We start from the raw sequence: 19,853 nt of genomic DNA, 5'->3' as shown, positions 1-19,853 counted from the left end.
CTGAAATGCCCGGTGCCACAACGCTCACCGGGCTTGTCAAATCACCGACCAGGAAACGCTGCGTCACCCGGCGATATCGATTATTTATCGAACAGGTAATGATTCACCAGATTTTCCAGCTGTTCCTGATGACCGCTCTGATGCACCGGCGCCAGGTTGTGCTGTTCAGCATAATGCGCCAGTTCGCTTAACGACATCTGTCCTTTCAGGATCTGCTGGCCAAGTTCGCTACTCCAGCCGGCATAACGTTTCGCGACGCGCTTATCCAGCTCGCCATCCTCAATCATGCGCGCGGCAATTTTCAGCGACAGCGCCATCGTGTCCATCGCGCCAATATGGCCATAGAACAGATCGTATTTATCCGTACTCTGACGGCGCACTTTGGCGTCAAAGTTCAGGCCACCGGTGGTGAAACCGCCCGCTTTAAGGATTTCGTACATCACCAATGCGTTCTCTTCTACGCTGTTCGGGAACTGGTCGGTATCCCAGCCCAGCTGCGCGTCACCCCGGTTGGCATCGACAGAGCCAAACAGACCCAGCGCAATCGCCGTGGCGATTTCGTGGTGGAACGAGTGACCTGCCAGCGTCGCGTGGTTAGCCTCAATATTCAGTTTGATCTCTTTTTCCAGACCAAACTGCTTGAGGAAGCCGTAAACGGTCGAGGCGTCGTAATCATACTGATGCTTGGTCGGTTCCTGCGGCTTCGGCTCAATCAGCAGCGTGCCCTGGAAGCCCGTTTTGTGCTTGTGCTCAACCACCATTTGCATGAAGCGGCCAATTTGCTCACGCTCCTGACGCAGGTCGGTATTCAGCAAGGTTTCGTACCCTTCACGACCGCCCCACAGCACGTAGTTTTCACCACCCAGTTTGTGCGTGGCGTCCATCGCCGTTACCACCTGGGTGGCCGCCCAACTGAACACTTCTGGATCCGGGTTCGTCGCCGCCCCGGCACCATAACGGGGGTTGGTGAAGCAATTTGCCGTACCCCACAGCAGTTTCACGCCGCTCTGCTCTTGTTTCTCTGCCAGCACATCCACCATTTCGGCGAAGTTATTTTTGTACTCTTTCAGCGACGCGCCTTCCGGCGAAACATCGACATCATGGAAGCAGTAGAACGGAACGTGCAGCTTGTGGAAAAATTCAAACGCGACGTCCGCTTTACGTTTTGCCAGCGCCAGCGCATCCCCCGGTTGCTGCCACGGACGATTAAACGCCCCGACACCAAACATATCAGCCCCGTTCCAGCAGAAGGTATGCCAGTAGCAGGCTGCAAAACGCAGATGATCTTCCATCCGTTTGCCCAATACGATCTCATCAGGATTGTAATGACGGAATGCTAACGGATTAGTGGAACGGGGGCCTTCATAACGAACGCGATCGAGTTGGTCAAAATATGCCTGCATAATGAACTCCATAATCAGGAAATACGACGAGAATAGGTCATGTCGTAATATTGAGCACTCCCCTCCCGTTGCTCAATTATGTTATTTCACACTGCTATTGAGAGAATTCACAAGTGTGCGCCACCTCGCAAAATAAAAATATCCATTTGCAAAAAATGGGTACTCTGCTGGCATAAATGCAACATTCAGTCTTCACCGTAAAAAGTACGATCCTGGTCATAATTCAGGAAATAAACCAAATTTCGTAACCGCAAGATAAAAATCTGTAATTGTCTTCCCCGTATGAATTGCTAAATTCTGCAACGTCTTATGCTGTGATTGTTACTTTTATTGTTGCTCCCTCTAACGAAAGGCATCACGATTATGAAGATGAAGAATCTCTTACTCACTGTCTGCACCTCCCTTTTGCTCACCAGCGTGGCGGGACATGCCAAAGAAATTAAAATCGGCATGGCGATTGATGACCTGCGCCTCGAACGCTGGCAGAAAGATCGCGATATTTTCGTCAGCAAAGCCGAATCGCTTGGCGCAAAAGTCTTTGTCCAGTCCGCGAACGGGAATGAAGAAACCCAGATGTCGCAGATTGAAAATATGATTAACCGAGGAGTGGATGTCCTCGTTATTATTCCTTATAACGGACAAGTATTAAGTAACGTGGTTAAAGAGGCGAAACAGGAAGGTATTAAAGTTTTAGCTTATGACCGCATGATCAATGACGCAGACATCGATTTCTATATTTCATTTGATAACGAAAAAGTCGGTGAATTACAGGCCCAGGCATTAGTTGAACGTGTCCCTCAGGGAAATTATTTTCTGATGGGCGGCTCGCCGGTCGATAATAATGCCAAACTCTTCCGCGCCGGGCAGATGAAAGTTTTAAAACCGTATATCGATTCCGGAAAAATAAAGGTGGTTGGCGATCAGTGGGTTGACGGCTGGCTGCCGGAAAATGCGCTGAAAATTATGGAAAACGCCTTAACCGCGAACAATAACAACATTGACGCCGTTGTCGCCTCCAATGACGCGACGGCAGGCGGTGCGGTTCAGGCGCTCAGTGCGCAAGGGCTTTCAGGAAAAGTGGCGATTTCAGGTCAGGACGCCGACCTTGCGGGTATCAAGCGCATTGTCGCAGGAACACAAACAATGACCGTGTATAAACCGATTACGCTGCTGGCCAATACCGCCGCCGAAATCGCCGTAGAACTGGGTAACGGACAGCAGCCTAAAGCCGACGCTACGTTAAACAACGGTCTGAAAGATGTCCCCTCCCGCTTATTGACGCCGATTGACGTTAACAAAAACAACATCAATGAGACCGTGATTAAAGACGGATTCCATAAGCAGAGCGAACTGTAAGCGCAGCGCCCCAGCGATGGCTGCGGGCGCGCATTTCCCACTACGCCCGGTTCTCTCATTGGCTACTGCGGAGTCGCTATGTCCTGTCTACTTGAAATGAAGAACATCACCAAAACCTTCGGTGTCGTCAAGGCGATTGATAACGTCAGCCTCAGACTGAATGCCGGTGAAATTATTTCATTATGCGGCGAGAATGGCTCAGGTAAATCGACGCTGATGAAAGTACTGTGCGGTATTTATCCCCATGGCAGTTACGAAGGTGAAATTGTATTTGCCGGAGAAACGCTACAGGCCAACCATATTCGTGATACCGAGCGCAAAGGGATTGCCATCATCCATCAGGAGTTAGCGCTGGTTAAGCACTTAACCGTGCTGGAGAATATTTTCCTCGGTAGCGAAATAAGCCGTCATGGCGTGCTGGATTACGACATGATGACCCTGCGCTGCCAAAAATTGCTCAGGCAGGTCAGTCTGGCAATTTCGCCCGATACCCGGGTGGGCGAACTGGGCCTTGGTCAGCAACAGCTGGTTGAAATTGCGAAAGCGCTGAATAAACAAGTGCGCCTGCTGATTCTGGACGAGCCGACAGCGTCACTCACCGAACAGGAAACAACGGTGCTGCTGGAGATCATCCGCGATCTGCAACAGCACGATATCGCCTGCATCTACATTTCACACAAGCTGAACGAAGTGAAAGCCATTTCCGACACGATCTGCGTGATCCGTGATGGCAAGCATATTGGCACCCGCGACGCGGCTGGCATGAGCGAAGACGATATTATCACCATGATGGTTGGCCGCGAACTCACTGCACTCTACCCCAGCGAACCTCACACCACGGGTGAAGAGATTTTACGCGTTGATCACCTCACGGCCTGGCATCCCGTCAATCGCCATATCCGGCGCGTGAATGACGTTTCCTTCTCACTAAAGCGCGGCGAAATCCTGGGGATTGCTGGTCTGGTCGGCGCGGGACGCACGGAGCTTGTTCAGTGTCTGTTTGGCGTCTGGCCCGGGCGCTGGGAAGGAGAGGTGGTGATTGACGGTCAGTCCGTTAACATCCGCAACTGCCAGCAGGCCATCGCCCACGGGATCGCCATGGTTCCGGAGGACCGCAAACGCGATGGTATTGTGCCGGTCATGGCGGTGGGGAAAAACATTACCCTCGCCGCGCTTGATCAGTTCACTGGCAAGGTAAGCCAGTTAGATGATGCCGCCGAATATAAATGCATCCTCGAATCCCTGCAACGTCTCAAAGTCAAAACGTCTTCTCCTGAGTTGGCGATCGGACGTCTGAGCGGTGGGAATCAACAAAAAGCCATTCTGGCGCGCTGCCTGTTGCTTAACCCGCAAATTCTCATCCTTGATGAGCCTACCCGGGGCATCGATATCGGCGCGAAATATGAAATCTACAAGCTCATTAACCAGCTCGTTCAGCAGGGTATCGCCGTAATTGTCATTTCGTCTGAATTGCCCGAAGTGCTGGGGCTCAGCGACCGCATTCTGGTGATGCATGAAGGAAAACTGAAAGCCAACCTGGTCAATCATAACCTGACGCAAGAGCAGGTGATGGAAGCCGCTTTGAGGAGCGAACATCATGTCGAAAAACAATCCGTCTGACGTTAAACTCACCGCCCCACTGACGGGCGTTTTTCCTGGGATTAAATCGCTGAATCTACAGGTGTTCGTGATGATCGCGGCCATCATTGTGATCATGCTGTTCTTTACCTGGACAACGGACGGTGCGTATCTCAGCGCACGTAACGTCTCCAACCTGCTCCGCCAGACCGCGATTACGGGGATCCTGGCGGTCGGCATGGTATTCGTCATCATCTCAGCGGAAATCGATCTCTCCGTCGGTTCCATGATGGGACTGCTGGGCGGCGTCGCGGCTATCTGCGACGTCTGGCTGGGTTGGCCGCTGCCGTTCACCATTATCGTCACGCTGGCGCTGGGATTGCTGCTCGGCGCCTGGAATGGCTGGTGGGTCGCTTACCGCAAAGTTCCCTCATTTATTGTGACTCTGGCCGGGATGCTGGCGTTTCGCGGTATCCTCATCGGCATCACCAATGGTACAACCGTATCGCCGACCAGCTCCGCCATGTCGCAGATTGGGCAAAGCTACTTATCCAATGGATTGGGCTTCACCCTCGGCGCGATGGGTTTGATGGCGTTTATCGGCTGGCAGTGGCGCGGGAGCATGCGCCGGCAGTCCCTGGGTCTTGATGCCCCGGCGTCAACCAGCGTAGTGGGCCGCCAGGCATTAACTGCCGTGATTGTGTTAGGCGCCATCTGGCTGTTGAATGATTATCGCGGTGTGCCGACGCCCGTTCTGCTGCTGGTATTTTTGCTGCTCGCCGGGATGTTCATGGCGACACGAACCGCATTTGGCCGACGTATTTATGCCATAGGGGGCAATCTGGAGGCCGCCCGTCTTTCCGGCATTAACGTCGCGCGGACCAAACTGGCGGTGTTCGCCATCAATGGTCTGATGGTGGCGATTGCCGGGCTCATCCTCAGTTCGCGTCTCGGTGCCGGGTCGCCATCGGCGGGAAACATCGCCGAACTGGACGCCATTGCCGCCTGCGTCATCGGCGGAACCAGCCTGGCGGGTGGCGTCGGCAGCGTTGCCGGCGCAGTGATGGGTGCATTTATTATGGCTTCTCTGGATAACGGAATGAGTATGATGGATGTCCCAACGTTCTGGCAGTATATCGTGAAGGGAGCGATTCTGTTGCTGGCAGTATGGATGGATTCAGCGACAAAACGCCGCGCCTGAACTGCTGAAAAATAGGGCTATTTTTATGCCGGTCATTCCTGTCCGGCATTGTCGTTTATGAAAGAGTGAGCAGAGACAGAACCATGTTTGATAAACGTCACCGTATTACCCTGTTATTTAATGCCAATAAAGCCTACGACCGTCAGGTGGTGGAAGGGGTCGGTGAATATCTACAAGCCTCGCAATCCGAATGGGACATCTTCATTGAGGAGGACTTCCGCGCCCGCATTGATAACATCAAAGAGTGGTTAGGTGATGGCGTGATTGCTGACTATGACGACGATGAAATCGCACGATTGTTAGTTGACGTCCATGTGCCCATCATCGGTGTCGGAGGCTCCTATCATCTGGCGGAAAATTATCCTCCTGTCCATTATATTGCCACCGATAACCATGCTCTCGTTGAGAGCGCCTTTTTGCACCTGAAAGAAAAAGGCGTCAACCGCTTTGCCTTCTACGGCCTGCCGGCCTCCAGCGGAAAGCGCTGGGCGGCGGAACGCGAGCATGCCTTCCGCCAGTTGGTGGCGGAGGAGAAGTATCGGGGGGTGGTGTATCAGGGACTGGAAACCGCGCCTGAACTCTGGCAACACGCGCAAAATCGACTGGCGGACTGGCTGCAAACCCTGCCGCAGACGGGTATTATCGCGGTCACTGACGCCCGCGCCCGCCATGTTCTTCAGGTCTGCGAACACCTGCATATTCCGGTACCCGAAAAGCTGTGCGTCATTGGCATTGATAACGAGGAACTGACCCGCTATCTGTCACGGGTTGCGCTGTCATCGGTGGCTCAGGGCGCGAGGCAAATGGGCTATCAGGCGGCAAAGCTGCTACATCGCCTGCTGGCCGATGAGGAACTGCCGCTCCAGCGCATCCTGGTGCCTCCGGTGCGCGTCGTTGAACGTCGTTCGACAGACTACCGTTCCCTCTCCGATCCCGCCGTTATTCAGGCGATGCACTATATCCGTAACCACGCCTGCAAAGGCATCAAGGTGGATCAGGTACTGGATGCAGTTGGGATTTCACGTTCCAATCTGGAGAAGCGGTTTAAAGAAGAAGTGGGAGAGACCATTCATGCGGTGATCCACGCTGAAAAGCTGGAGAAAGCGCGTAGCCTGTTGATTTCCACGACGCTGTCGATCAACGAAATCTCGCAGATGTGCGGCTATCCTTCGCTGCAGTATTTCTATTCCGTTTTTAAGAAAGAGTACGACACGACGCCGAAAGAGTATCGCGATCTGAACAGTGAAGTGTTGATGTGATGGGGTGGGACCGAAACAAAAACGCCTTCTTTGCAGAAGGCGTTCGGGGATTACATATGGGCTGCGATTAATCGCTGGTTATCCTGATACATCGCGAACAGATAATTGTTGTAACTCTGCCCCTTCGTTGAATAACCCTTCAGCTTATGAATCATCGCTGTCGCCGTTACTTCCTGATCCGCTTTACGCAACTGTGCGCGTGATTTACGGAAAGAGGCGTAAGCCGGATGCGTGTTCAGATTGATTACATAGGCGCTGACCGACTCTTTGACGGAATCGAACTGCGAGTAACCTTTCACTTTACCTGGCGCATTGTTACAACTCCCTTTAGCACACTTCATGCCGAACAGGTTGTTATTGCTACGCGCAAGCTTAGAAGTACCCCAACCGCTTTCTGCCGCAGCCATCGTCGCCACCATACTGGTCGGGATGATGTCTACGCGCTCCAGCAACGTATTCCACGGAATACTCCGGGTGTTGCCCGACCATTTCACCTTGTAGCGCTTCGCAATATCTTTCATGCGCTTACGCTCAGTCGGTGACCAGCGATTCTGATACTGCTTTGAGATCAGCCAGTTACGATCGGCAGTAATCGCCGCATTTTGACTGGTAATATAAGGCATAACCGTCCGGAGAAACGCTTTTTTCCTTGGTGTTCCGGAAGGGTATTTTCGCAAATCAGGAAGTGAACTGCTCTTTGCACTATTGCGAGAATACTCTTGTTTACTGCTTACCTGTTTATTACTTGTCTTGGTTACGTGGGACTTTTGACTCGATGTTGTTGTGTGCGTCTTTGCCAGCACCTCACCCGAAAATACGATGGTGAGTAACATAAGAATCATTGCCCCATATCGTCGTATGGGAGTCAATATCATTAGGTCTCCTGGTCGGATTGAATCATTCCAACACCTTATATTTTTCACAATTTTGAGAGTTGAATCTCAAATCATATCAAAAATAGCGATCAAGAGCACCCTAATGAATAGGCCAATTCCGAAACCGTGTCACGCATAAACTATCCCACAAGGAACTAATTCGAACGATTTGTGGTGGTTATCGCAAATTAAGGCTATTTTTTGCCCAAAATCACTCATCCGCGCCCCTCATCCTGGTTGAATGCAGTTGAAGGATGAGTTTCGTCAGCGGGTTCTCAGGCAAACTGGTTAAAATCGCCGCAAAAAGGACCGCACAATGAAACTTGCTGCCATCGCCCTCGCGCTACTGCCAGGCATCACGAGCGCCGCTACATGGACGTCTCAGGGCTTCCCCTCTTTTACCGCGGAGGGAATCGGTAAGTTTGCCAGTCACGCTGAATTGACGAAGGGTACTCGTTCCTTAACGCTCAATTTTGACCAACAGTGCTGGCAGCCGGCTAATACGATAAAACTCAATCAGATGCTGTCGCTGATCCCGTGCGAAGGCACCCCGCCACAGTGGCGTCTGTTCAAAGATGGCCGTTATACGCTGGAAATCGATACCCGTTCTGGTACGCCAACGTTAATGATTACGCTGCCGCGCAAAGCCGAACCTACCGCCAATGTGGCGCGCCAGTGTCCGAAGTGGGATGGAAAGCCACTGACGTTAGCGGTCGCGCAGACTTTCCCGGAAGGGAGCGTGGTACGCGATTTTTACAGCGGACAGACCGCCACGGTGAAAAACGGTCAGATAACCCTGCAACCCGCACCTGCCAGCAATGGCCTGTTACTGCTGGAACGGGCAGAGACCGACGCACCAGCGCCGTTCGACTGGCACAACGCCACGGTCTATTTTGTGCTCACCGACCGCTTCGAGAACGGCGATCCGTCCAATGACCAGAGTTATGGTCGCCATAAGGACGGCATGGAGGAAATCGGCACGTTTCATGGCGGCGATTTACGCGGTCTGACTCACAAACTGGATTATCTGCAACAACTGGGCGTGAATGCATTATGGATAAGCGCTCCGTTCGAACAGATCCACGGCTGGGTGGGTGGCGGCACGAAAGGCGATTTCCCGCACTATGCCTACCACGGTTATTACACGCAGGACTGGACCACGCTTGATGCCAACATGGGCAACGAAGCCGACCTGCGTGCGCTGATTGACGGCGCACACCGGCGCGGGATCCGCATTCTGTTTGATGTCGTAATGAACCACACCGGCTACGCCACGCTGGCAGACATGCAGGAATATCAGTTCGGCGCGCTCTACCTTTCTGGCGATGAGCTGAAAAAAACGCTCGGTGAGCGCTGGACAGACTGGAAACCTACCGCCGGGCAGAGCTGGCACAGCTTCAATGATTACATCAACTTTAGCGATAAGGCCGCCTGGGAAAAATGGTGGGGGAAAGCGTGGATCCGCACTGACATTGGCGATTACGACAATCCTGGCTTTGACGATCTCACAATGTCGCTGGCTTTCCTGCCGGATCTGAAAACCGAATCGACGACCCCATCTGGTCTGCCGGTGTTTTATCAACATAAAGCCAACACGCGCGCGAAAGCCATTGAGGGCTACACGCCCCGGGATTACCTGACCCACTGGCTGAGTCAGTGGGTGCGCGATTACGGTGTCGATGGATTTCGCGTCGACACGGCAAAACACGTCGAACTTCCGGCCTGGCAACAGTTAAAAACGCAGGCCAGCGCGGCACTGGTTGAATGGAAAAAAGCGAATCCGGACAAAGCGCTCGATGATAAGCCGTTCTGGATGACGGGTGAAGCCTGGGGTCACGGCGTAATGCAGAGCGACTACTATCGCCACGGTTTTGACGCGATGATCAACTTTGACTATCAGGAGCAGGCCGCAAAAGCCGTCGATTGCCTGTCAGGTATGGAGCTCGTCTGGCAGCAGATGGCGGAAAAGTTACAGAGTTTCAATGTATTGAGTTATCTCTCCTCGCATGATACTCGTCTGTTCCGTGAAGGCGGAGATAAAGCCGCTGAGTTGCTACTGTTAGCGCCCGGCGCTGTACAAATATTCTATGGCGATGAGTCCGCGCGACCTTTCGGCCCCACAGGCTCTGATCCGTTACAGGGCACACGCTCTGAGATGAACTGGCAGGATGTCAGCGGAAAATTGGCCGACAACGTTACCCACTGGCAGCGCCTCGGTCAGTTCAGAGCCCGGCATCCGGCCATCGGCGCAGGCAGGCAAACCACGCTCTCACTCAAACAGGGATACGGCTTCGTTCGCCAGCACGGCGACGATTCGGTGATGGTCATCTGGGCAGGCCAGCGTTAACGTAAACCGGCGTCTGAGGTCAGAACCCCTCAGACGCAGCAAAACAAAACACTACACTGAAGAAAATTATAAGCATAAAACGTCAAAGCACCCGTTTCAGCTCGATTTGCACCCTGCCAGTGCTAGCGTTAAGGTAACTCACTTCGACTCAGCGTTTGACAGACCATCCGTTATGACATTTTCACTTTTCGGCGACAAATTCACCCGCCATTCAGGCATTACCCGCCTGATGGAGGACCTCAACGACGGTTTACGCACCCCAGGCGCAATCATGCTGGGCGGCGGTAATCCGGCACAAATCCCGGCGATGCAGGATTACTTCCAGACGCTCCTGACTGAGATGCTGGAAAACGGCAAACTCACTGATGCGCTTTGCAATTATGACGGCCCGCAGGGGAAAACCGAGCTGCTGACCACGCTTGCTTCGCTGCTCCGTGAAAATCTGGGTTGGGATATCGAACCGCAGAATATTGCGCTAACAAATGGCAGTCAGAGTGCGTTTTTCTACTTGTTTAACCTCTTTGCAGGCCGCCGCGCTGATGGGACCACCAAAAAGGTATTGTTCCCTCTCGCACCGGAATATATCGGCTATGCGGATTCCGGGCTGGAAGAGGATCTGTTCGTCTCGGCGCGTCCCAATATTGAGCTGCTGCCAGAGGGTCAGTTCAAGTATCACGTAGATTTCGAACATCTGCATATTGGTGAAGAGACCGGGATGATCTGCGTCTCCCGGCCAACTAACCCGACGGGTAACGTCATCACAGATGAAGAGCTGATAAAACTCGATACGCTTGCCAACCAGCACGACATTCCACTGGTCATTGATAATGCCTATGGCGTGCCGTTCCCGAGCATTATTTTCAGCGAAGCGCGCCCGCTGTGGAATCCCAACATTGTGCTGTGCATGAGTCTCTCCAAACTGGGACTGCCCGGCTCACGCTGCGGTATCATCATCGCCAATGAAAAAATCATCACGGCCATCGCCAATATGAACGGCATCATTAGCCTTGCGCCAGGCGGGATTGGGCCGGCCATGATGTGCGAAATGATTAAGCGTAACGACCTGATGCGACTGTCAGAAACAGTCATCAAACCGTTCTATTTTCAGCGTGTTCAGCAAACCATTGCGATCATTCGCCGCTATTTACCTGAAAATCGCTGCTTAATTCACAAACCAGAAGGGGCAATTTTCCTCTGGCTGTGGTTCCAGGATTTGCCGATCACCACCGAGTTACTCTACCAGCGTCTGAAAGCACGCGGCGTACTGATGGTGCCGGGACATTACTTCTTCCCGGGCCTCGATAAACCCTGGCCGCACACGCACCAGTGTATGCGCATGAACTATGTTCCCGATCCGGAGAAAATTGAAGCTGGGGTGAAAATTCTGGCTGAAGAGGTGGAGCGCGCCTGGAAGGAAAATCAGTAACGCCATCCCGGCCTGATCGGGCCGGGTAATGCGCTTATAAAGGCTGAGCGTGCAGACGCTGGCGCTGCACGCTCGCCGCATCCACACACTTCAATGCCCCTGTCGGGCAAGCCTCCACGCAGGCTGGCCCCGTATCACGATGCCAACAGAGATCGCATTTCACCGCCTGTACGCGCGAGGTTTGTGCAACAACGTTCATTGCGCCGAACGGGCACGCCAACATGCAGCTTTTACAACCAATACAGCGCACCTGCTCAACAAAAATGTGTCCACGATCGCGACGAATGGCCTGTGTCGGGCAAACATTGGCGCACGGTGCGTCTTCACACTGATGACAGGCAACGGCGGTGGTAAAGGTATTTTCCTTAATAACCCGGATGCGCGAGACAAAGTGTTCTGCTGACACCGCGGCACAGTCCTGATTCTCCTGATGCGAGACCACGCAAGCGACTTCACAGGTACGACAGCCAATACACTTAGTCGCATCCGCCATGATAAACCGGTTCATTGCACCCTCCCCCCGCCATAAAACTACAGAGTGCCAGAGAGAATAGCGCGGCTGCCTTGATCAAACAGGGGAAATGGTCGAATTTTGTCAGATGCCAGAAACGTTCAGGGAATTCGCCTTATACTTACGACCGGATTTCTGCCTGACGCATAAAAAAAACCCTGGGCGTTGACGTCCAGGGGAATAATCCGCAGGCGACATCACGCTGCGGAATAAGCTGGCACCCGATTGAGTGATATCTATATTTGATAATCTGCCTCATCAACCGCACTGTAGAGCGGTTGAATATTATCCAGTGCCAGTATGTATCCGCTTCCTTTTACGCTAACGATGGAATGCTGAGGTAATCCCAGCAAATATAATTTGTTGTTGAGATTTTTAACCATCGTAGACAAACGCTGTGTGGAAGCACTTAATTCATTTTTTTCCCAGACGTTGACGAGTAACTCATCTTTTGAAACATAATGGGTCCTGGCGTTCAGTAAAAGATAAACAAACAAGCGTAGCATTGTGCGGTTAAAAAATACGCCACCAAATGCAATAACACTGTCCATTTTATTTACCGGCAGCCTGAAAATTCTCGACTCACTGATATCAAAAAATATTTCCCGACCTATCATAAATCCATGTAACTGGTATTCCATCATTACATACTCACGTTTTACTGAACTATCGATAGCTAAACATGTGTAAGTCCTTGTAGATATTGTCTTACGCAAGTTTAAAAAAAATAGAGTTAATTTCAATAGATACCTGAAGCGTTCATTTTAATCTCGCCGCAAGCAAAGTGCAGACTGAATACCTAAAAGATCAATCCAGGCGCTGTTAAATAATCTCTAAAAACAAATTAGTAGAGCGTTATTCTATTTCAGTGTGAATATTCGACAATACAAGTTAAACGGGCATATTTATCACAAATTACAGCTTAATATGCTGCATGGATCAATAATGCGTCATGGAGAGGGAAAGTGACTCCCGGCAACAGTGCGTTCCGGGACAATTATTATTACAGTGTAGTTCTCTTAACTGAAGAGCGGTAGAAATATGCCGAACAGCGGCAGACCTGTGAATTGACCCAATCCCAGGCCGGGACAATGGCCGCTGTCCGGCAATTCTTCTTATTCTTTTAGAAGCGCCAGCTCACGCCTGACATGAAAGTAAAGCTGTCATCACGGTCGATCATCGGGCTGTCTTTGATTTCATCTGGCAGCACGCTGTAAGCCGCGCTCGCCATCAGAATAATGTTGTCAGTGACGGGGTATTTTGCGGTCAGGCTGACGTAAGGAACCCAACTGTCCTGTGCGGAATAGCGATCCAGACCACTGCGACGGGATTCACTGCCTGACACACCGTAATAGTAGTCGTTGAAATTTTCATCGTAGTAAAGCACGCCAGCAGACGGGATCAAAGCAAGCTGTCCGACAGGAATTTTACGGAACAGTGATAATTCTCCCATCCAGCCATTGCTGTTATCCAGAACATCTGCGGCCGCAGAAACTTTCATGCTGCCCCAATTTTCATGATGATACCAGGCCGCGCCCGCCATTATCGTACTGTCACGCTTGTCGAGCTTTTTCATGACGTGGTCGTCGTTATCGCCAGGATCAAATTCCAACGGCATCCAGGAAGCGGTCAGACTAAATTCATTTTGTTCACTTTTAGACAAAATGTAGCCCAGCGTGGTTTGCCGAACATAGAATGATTCGCCTTCATAACTAATGAGGGGAATAGCATGGGTATTTTCATTATACCCGCGATAAGGAGATTCATTATATATCGCACCCGCACCAATGGATAATTCCGAAGCAGATGCACTGGCGATAAAGGAGAAAGCAAATAGTGCCACTATATTGCGTTTAATTAACATGCCCGACGTTCCATTTAAAATAAGCCACAAAGCGCCGAAATAATAATGCTTACAAATTCGTCGGTGCAAGGCACATATTTATATAGTAATATATAAAAACTTATATATATTGGGCTGCTGTGATGAATAAATTACAACTCAAGCATCGGGAATTAAAGATCATCTCGGTCATTGCCGCCAGTGAAAACATCAGTCATGCCGCAACTGTTCTCGGCATCGCCCAGGCCAACGTCAGCAAATATCTTGCTGATTTTGAATCAAAAGTCGGCCTTAAGGTTTTTGACCGGACGACCCGGCAACTGACGCTGACCCCTTTTGGTGCGGCGCTTCTGCCCTACATTAATGATATGCTCGACAGAAACGCGCAGCTAAATCATTTCATTGCTGATTATAAACACGAAAAGCGAGGGCGAGTAACGGTGTACGCGCCGACAGGCATCATCGCTTACTTATCGAAACAGGTTATCGCCAGAATTAAAGACATTGGCGACATCTCTTTGTCGCTGAAAACCAGCAACCTTGAGCCAAAAGCCTTTTATGAAGGCGTCGAGTTTCCTGACGACTGTGACGTGTTAATTACCTATGCCCACCCGAAAGATGAATCACTGGTTGCCAGTTTTATTACCAAATATGCAGTGACGGCCTTTGCCAGCCAGACTTACCTTGAAAAGCACCCGCTAAGCCGACCTGAAGACCTTGAGCATCACTCCTGCATCCTGATCGATTCTATGATGATTGATGATGCCAACATCTGGCGCTTCAACAGTGCCGGCAGTAAAGAGATGCGCGACTATCGCGTGACGGGGAACTACGTTTGTGACAATACCCTGTCGGCGCTGGAACTGGCGCGCAACCATCTGGGTATTGTGTTTGCACCAAATGAAAGCGTGAAAAACGATCTGAAGGCCGGGACGCTCGTCCCTTGCTTTTCAGAACAGCATGAGTGGTGGCTGGACCTGGTCGCGATCTTCCGCAAGCGGGAGTACCAGCCCTGGCGAGTTCAGTATGTACTGGATGAGATGCTACGGGAAATCCGCAACCAGCTTGCTCAGACGCAACTGTTGCGTCCCGAGCAAGACTCAATCATCGATAATTAATGATCGAGATAAAGGTAATGTACCCAACTGGTCATGCGCAACAATACTTTACGCATGACCGAGACATGGCTGAAATGGTCGGAGTAGACCGCGACCTGTGCATAAATTCCATCCGGTAATGCACGTAAATCAGCATGATCGTTCAACTCGATTGTGGCAATGACACCTTCCGCCCCCGGTACCGTATTCAACGACTGTAACGTCCCGGTCGACTGGTATGTCCCACCAGGCACTGCAGGACTGATGGCAGCCAGCTTACCGCTGAATACCTTGCCCGGTAAGGCATTGAATACCACTTCCGCGTCATCGCCGGGTTCCAGTCGCAGCAACGAGTTCTGGCGGAATTGCGCGACAATTTGTCGCTTCTGAGCAGGAATAAATACCATCACCGGGCGCAGAGGCAGCGAGGCGGCATAGGTTCCCGGGCGAATCAGCACCTGGGTTACATAACCGTCACTCGGCGCGCGAACGATGGTTTGTTCCAGGTTATATTCCGCCTCGGCCAACTGCGCTTTCAGACTGGCTATCTGTGAGTGCTCACCCATTACCTGGCTGTCTAACTGGCTTTGAATCTGCTGTTGTTCCGCCGCTGACGATTTAACCGAAGCCTCCTGCGCCAGGTAGTTCTGCCGTGCGACGTCAATGTCGCGCTCAGAGAATGGATTCACCTTCGCCTGACTCCCCTGCGCATAACGCTGATACTCCTTCGCAAACTTGTCTCGCGTGGCTTTTGCCTGCTGGGTATTGGCGGTCATTTCATCCAGTTCGGCACCCAGCGCATGCTGCTTATGTTGCGCCGTCACAATATCCGCCAGCAGACGATCCACCCTGGCCTGATAGCGCGTGGGATCAAGCCTGAACAGCACTTCACCTTTTTTAATCAGCGTATTTTTCTTATCCGTCACTTCAATCACTACGCCAGTGACCTGCGGAACAACGGGAATAGACACCACCGCTTTTTGCGCTTTAAATGTATAGGGGTGGTTGTAATTCATTAATAAGATTAAACCGCTGACAATAAATATTCCCCCCAGCGCCGCCGTCGGTATGGTCCATTTATTAACGGGAATGTTGAAGATCTTAAAAATCGCCCATGCGAAAGCCACATAGGTCAGGATAATCAGTAAATCCATAATTAATACTCGCCAGAAGAGGATTTCAGATCAGCCAATTGTTTTTCCAGCCCGGCAATACGCTCCTGGAGTTGCACAACACCAGATTCAGTATTTTGCATTCCCCACCCGCGTTCCGGACGATAGAGCGTGGCCCAAATCCACAAGAAAGGCCAGATAACATGTAATGTAAACAAACTCACCCACCCCGCGACATGAATAGCATCGGCATGAGGATGATTGCGTTTTTTCGCAATTAAATAGGGAATATCATGTAAAATAATAATTCCGTAGAAAATGACGAGAAATACAAAAATCAGCACCCCAAGCGCAAAATAATCGAGAAACATATTCCTCCCAGAGAATAGAATCAAAAAAAAGAGTTTGAGAATGATAGTGGAATGACCAGATGCCCTGCAATTCTCATATTTATATATCGACATATGGTTTTTTATATACAGTCCATTTTTTAGTATGTTGTTTTTTATGCACATCGCAGTTTATTATGTTTAAACATCAATACAAGGGAACAAAAATGAACAACGCGGAAACCTCATCCACCGTCAGCCTTAAGCGCATCAAAGCGGTCACTATTTACCGTTTATTACTTATTGGCCTTGGTATCCCAATGATATCTTTCAGTTTTATTTGTGGCGTTTTGAGTCTCTTCGGCTTTGACCTGGTAAAATGGAACGATCAACCCGTGCATGGTGTAATGGCGATTCCTGCCGCGCTGTTCAGCGGTGTGTTTATCACCGTACTGTTCACCGTTTTCATCGGGTCGATTGCCTGCCTGGGACTGTGGGTCTACAGCCGTTTCCGTCCGTTACAGGTAAAGGTGTTGGATTAATCGTTATGCCCGATAAGCAAAGCGCCATCGGGCATAACGCGGTCAGTTAAAAGAGTCCCAGCGGTTTATCGGAGTAGCTCACCAGTAAACATTTTGTCTGCTGATAGTGCTCCAGCATCATCTTGTGGGTTTCGCGTCCAATCCCCGACTGCTTGTAGCCACCAAAGGCCGCATGAGCCGGGTAAGCATGGTAGCAGTTGGTCCATACGCGTCCTGCCTGAATACCGCGTCCCATTTTATACGCCAGGTTACCGTTACGGCTCCAGACGCCCGCTCCGAGGCCGTACTGGGTATCGTTGGCTAGCTCAAGCGCCTCGTCCATTGTTTTGAACGTGGTCACCGCCAGTACCGGGCCAAAGATCTCCTCCTGGAACACGCGCATATTATTCTTACCAGACAGGATGGTCGGCTCGAGGTAATAGCCGTCTTTCAGTTCACCTTCAAGCTGCTTACGCCGCCCACCGGTCAGGACATCCGCACCTTCTTTCTTACCGATATCAATGTAATTCAGGATAGTTTCCATCTGCCCATGAGAGACCTGTGCCCCCATTTGCGTCACGCTGTCCAACGGGTTACCGCTGCGGATACTTTCTACGCGGCGAATCGCGCGCTCCATAAAGCGTTCGTAGATGGATTCCTGCACCAGCGCGCGGCTCGGACAAGTGCACACTTCACCCTGGTTAAAGGCAAAGAGCGCAAAACCTTCCAGCGCCTTATCGAAAAATGCATCTTCTTCGTCCATCACGTCGGCGAAGAAAATGTTCGGTGATTTCCCGCCCAGCTCCAGAGTGACCGGGATGATATTCTGCGTGGCATATTGCATGATCTGCTGCCCGACTTCCGTCGAGCCGGTGAATGCCACTTTAGCAATACGCTTCGAAGTTGCCAGATACTCGCCAATCTCTCCACCCGCGCCGTTCACTACGTTCACTACGCCAGGCGGGAGGAGATCGCCAATCACTTCCATCAGCAGTAAAACGGATAGCGGCGTCAGGCGGGCAGGTTTAAGCACTACGCAGTTTCCTGCCGCCAGCGCGGGCGCCATTTTCCAGCTCGCCATCAATAAGGGGAAGTTCCACGGGATAATTTGTCCGACCACGCCGAGTGGTTCGTGGAAGTGATAAGCTACAGTGTCGCTATCCACTTCACTGATCCCGCCCTCCTGGGCGCGAATACAGGAGGCGAAATAGCGGAAATGGTCGATTGCCAGCGGGACATCCGCCGCGCTGGTTTCACGGATCGGCTTACCGTTATCCCAGGTTTCCGCCGTCGCCAGCAGTTCGAGGTTCTGCTCCATACGGTCGGCAATCTTGAACAGAATCGCCGCCCGATCCTGAACAGAAGTATGCGCCCACTGGTCTTTCACCTTGTGGGCAGCGTCGAGCGCCAGGTCAATGTCCCTTTTACCGGAAGAAGCCACTTCGCATAACAGTTGCCCGGTGACGGGCGTCAGGTTCTGGTAATACTCGCCGTCACTCGGGGCAACCCAGTCACCACCGATAAAGTTGTCGTAACGGGCCTTTAACTTCAGGGGAAAACCGTACTCGCCGGGCTGAATACGGGGAGGGTTATTGGTCATGATCGTCTCCTTGCTCCAGGTGTATAACAAGGGTAGACGGGGCTGGCGATTTTCTCGCCAGCCGCTTATAGGTTTACGATAGCGGTCACGAATTACATCGCCGCACGATAGATCGCCATAATCTCGTCGTGCGTGGCCTGAATTGGGTTAGTCAGACCGCAGGCATCTTTCAACGCATTAGCCGCCAGCACCGGAATATCTTCTTCTTTCACGCCCAGGGCTCGCAGACCCGCCGGGATATTCACCTGCTGCGCCAGCGCGCGGATCGCCTCGATACAGGCTTCTGCGCCTTCGGCGTCGGTCATCCCTGCAACTTGAACCCCCATAGCTGCCGCGCAATCACGCAGACGCGCTGCGGCCACCTGGCTGTTGAATACCTGAACGTGTGGCAGCAGGACGGCATTACACACACCGTGCGGCAGGTCATAGAAACCGCCTAACTGGTGCGCCATCGCGTGGACGTAACCTAATGACGCATTATTGAAGGCCATCCCCGCCAGGAACTGCGCATAGGCCATCGCTTCACGCGCATGCACATTGCCGCCCGATTCCACGGCAACGACCAGATTATCAGAAATCATGGTCATCGCTTTCAGGGCGCAGGCATCCGTGATCGGCGTAGCGGCCACAGAAACATAGGCTTCAATCGCATGGGTCAGCGCGTCCATGCCGGTCGCCGCCGTCAGCGATTTTGGCATGCCGATCATCAGCGAAGAGTCATTTACCGAGAGCAGTGGCGTGACGTGTTTATCCACAATCGCCATTTTGATGTGACGGTCAACGTCAGTGATGATGCAGAAACGCGTCATTTCAGAGGCCGTCCCTGCCGTAGTGTTAATGGCAATCATCGGCAACTGTGGTTTTGCCGAGCGATCGACACCTTCATAATCGCGAATATCACCCCCATTCGCCGCCACCAGCGCAATCCCTTTGGCGCAATCATGTGGGGAACCGCCACCCAGCGAAATAACGCTGTCACAATCATTTTCTTTCAGGATTTTCAGGCCGTCGGCGACATTAATTGTCGTCGGATTAGGGTGTGTACCATCAAATATGACGCTGAAAATATCATGTTTCTGCAATGCTTTTTGAATATCACCCGCCATGCCTAATTTCGTCAGCACACTGTCGGTGACAATTAACGTCCGACGAAAGCCATATTCCACCATAGCATTCATTGCATCTTTTAATGAATCAGCCCCAATTATATTCACAGAAGGAATATAAAATGTAGAAGCAGCCATATGCTCAATCCTTAATAGTTTTTGAAGGGATTGCAGCATACGAACGAATCTCAGGAGAAAATATGATCACAGCGGTGTTTATTTAATGAAAAAATAAAAGAGCACATTAGGCTACAAATTAATGGGCTCTTTTCGTCTCAACCTATTTATT

At 51.4% G+C, this 19,853-nt stretch carries 17 protein-coding genes; 8 read left to right on the top strand and 9 right to left on the bottom strand.

Annotation, left to right across the window (positions count from 1 at the left end; genetic code table 11):
• Positions 1 to 80: 80 nt before the first annotated feature.
• The gene (gene xylA, locus ACQ0PY_RS00875; RefSeq protein WP_042998577.1) at positions 81 to 1,403 is read right to left on the bottom strand and encodes a xylose isomerase; all 1,323 of its coding nucleotides are present in this window, start codon (positions 1,401 to 1,403) and stop codon (positions 81 to 83) included.
• A gap of 363 nt (positions 1,404 to 1,766) precedes the next feature.
• Here xylA and xylF point away from each other — a divergent pair, with 363 nt between their 5' ends.
• From xylF to xylR, 4 genes are all read left to right on the top strand, one after another.
• On the top strand, positions 1,767 to 2,759 hold the full coding sequence (gene xylF, locus ACQ0PY_RS00870; RefSeq protein ID WP_042998578.1) for a D-xylose ABC transporter substrate-binding protein: 993 nt from the start codon (positions 1,767 to 1,769) through the stop codon (positions 2,757 to 2,759).
• A gap of 78 nt (positions 2,760 to 2,837) precedes the next feature.
• Complete coding sequence (locus tag ACQ0PY_RS00865; protein ID WP_042998579.1) at positions 2,838 to 4,379, top strand: xylose ABC transporter ATP-binding protein; 1,542 nt, start codon at positions 2,838 to 2,840, stop codon at positions 4,377 to 4,379.
• Positions 4,357 to 5,538, top strand: coding sequence for a xylose ABC transporter permease XylH (xylH, locus tag ACQ0PY_RS00860; RefSeq protein ID WP_109739737.1), 1,182 nt, complete (start codon positions 4,357 to 4,359; stop codon positions 5,536 to 5,538). The genes ACQ0PY_RS00865 and xylH overlap by 23 nt, the downstream gene beginning before the upstream one ends.
• Before the next feature lie 83 nt (positions 5,539 to 5,621).
• Positions 5,622 to 6,797, top strand: a complete 1,176-nt coding sequence (gene xylR / locus ACQ0PY_RS00855; protein WP_109739736.1) for a D-xylose utilization transcriptional activator XylR — start codon at positions 5,622 to 5,624, stop codon at positions 6,795 to 6,797.
• 50 nt (positions 6,798 to 6,847) lie between these two features.
• Here the strand turns inward: xylR and ACQ0PY_RS00850 are convergent, their stop codons facing one another.
• The gene (locus tag ACQ0PY_RS00850) at positions 6,848 to 7,672 is read right to left on the bottom strand and encodes a protein bax (protein ID WP_042998582.1); all 825 of its coding nucleotides are present in this window, start codon (positions 7,670 to 7,672) and stop codon (positions 6,848 to 6,850) included.
• 316 nt (positions 7,673 to 7,988) lie between these two features.
• Here ACQ0PY_RS00850 and malS point away from each other — a divergent pair, with 316 nt between their 5' ends.
• Positions 7,989 to 10,019, top strand: coding sequence for an alpha-amylase (gene malS, locus ACQ0PY_RS00845; RefSeq protein WP_109739735.1), 2,031 nt, complete (start codon positions 7,989 to 7,991; stop codon positions 10,017 to 10,019).
• Positions 10,020 to 10,191: 172 nt separating this feature from the next.
• Entirely contained in the window at positions 10,192 to 11,445 is a 1,254-nt protein-coding gene (gene avtA, locus ACQ0PY_RS00840; RefSeq protein ID WP_042998584.1) for a valine--pyruvate transaminase, read from the top strand.
• Positions 11,446 to 11,479: 34 nt separating this feature from the next.
• On the opposite strand, the gene ACQ0PY_RS00835 is transcribed toward avtA, so the two are convergent.
• From ACQ0PY_RS00835 to ACQ0PY_RS00825, 3 genes are all read right to left on the bottom strand, one after another.
• Complete coding sequence (locus tag ACQ0PY_RS00835; protein WP_042998585.1) at positions 11,480 to 11,953, bottom strand: 4Fe-4S dicluster domain-containing protein; 474 nt, start codon at positions 11,951 to 11,953, stop codon at positions 11,480 to 11,482.
• Between the two features lie 239 nt (positions 11,954 to 12,192).
• Entirely contained in the window at positions 12,193 to 12,600 is a 408-nt protein-coding gene (locus ACQ0PY_RS00830; RefSeq protein WP_224267565.1) for a winged helix-turn-helix domain-containing protein, read from the bottom strand.
• A gap of 479 nt (positions 12,601 to 13,079) precedes the next feature.
• Positions 13,080 to 13,820: a MipA/OmpV family protein gene (locus tag ACQ0PY_RS00825; RefSeq protein WP_109739734.1), complete on the bottom strand. Its 741-nt coding sequence runs from the start codon at positions 13,818 to 13,820 to the stop codon at positions 13,080 to 13,082.
• A gap of 122 nt (positions 13,821 to 13,942) precedes the next feature.
• On the opposite strand from ACQ0PY_RS00825, the gene ACQ0PY_RS00820 reads away from it, so the two are divergent.
• Complete coding sequence (locus ACQ0PY_RS00820) at positions 13,943 to 14,917, top strand: LysR family transcriptional regulator (protein WP_042998587.1); 975 nt, start codon at positions 13,943 to 13,945, stop codon at positions 14,915 to 14,917.
• Here ACQ0PY_RS00820 and ACQ0PY_RS00815 read toward each other — a convergent pair.
• Entirely contained in the window at positions 14,914 to 16,050 is a 1,137-nt protein-coding gene (locus tag ACQ0PY_RS00815; RefSeq protein ID WP_042998588.1) for an HlyD family secretion protein, read from the bottom strand. The two genes, ACQ0PY_RS00820 and ACQ0PY_RS00815, sit on opposite strands and share 4 nt — an antisense overlap.
• Positions 16,051 to 16,052: 2 nt before the next feature.
• Positions 16,053 to 16,379 (bottom strand): DUF3302 domain-containing protein, encoded by a 327-nt coding sequence (locus ACQ0PY_RS00810; RefSeq protein WP_042998589.1) that lies wholly within the window; start codon positions 16,377 to 16,379, stop codon positions 16,053 to 16,055.
• A 185-nt stretch (positions 16,380 to 16,564) separates the two neighbouring features.
• Here ACQ0PY_RS00810 and ACQ0PY_RS00805 point away from each other — a divergent pair, with 185 nt between their 5' ends.
• The gene (locus ACQ0PY_RS00805) at positions 16,565 to 16,879 is read left to right on the top strand and encodes a hypothetical protein (protein WP_042998590.1); all 315 of its coding nucleotides are present in this window, start codon (positions 16,565 to 16,567) and stop codon (positions 16,877 to 16,879) included.
• Positions 16,880 to 16,925: 46 nt separating this feature from the next.
• On the opposite strand, the gene aldB is transcribed toward ACQ0PY_RS00805, so the two are convergent.
• Positions 16,926 to 18,458, bottom strand: coding sequence for an aldehyde dehydrogenase AldB (gene aldB / locus ACQ0PY_RS00800; RefSeq protein ID WP_042998591.1), 1,533 nt, complete (start codon positions 18,456 to 18,458; stop codon positions 16,926 to 16,928).
• A gap of 92 nt (positions 18,459 to 18,550) precedes the next feature.
• Entirely contained in the window at positions 18,551 to 19,702 is a 1,152-nt protein-coding gene (gene yiaY / locus ACQ0PY_RS00795) for an L-threonine dehydrogenase (protein ID WP_042998592.1), read from the bottom strand.
• Positions 19,703 to 19,853: the final 151 nt, after the last annotated feature.

The organism is Citrobacter sp. LST-B2 (assembly GCF_057983045.1).
Note: the sequence above shows the minus strand (reverse complement) of the source record. Positions and strands in the feature narration are given on the sequence as shown.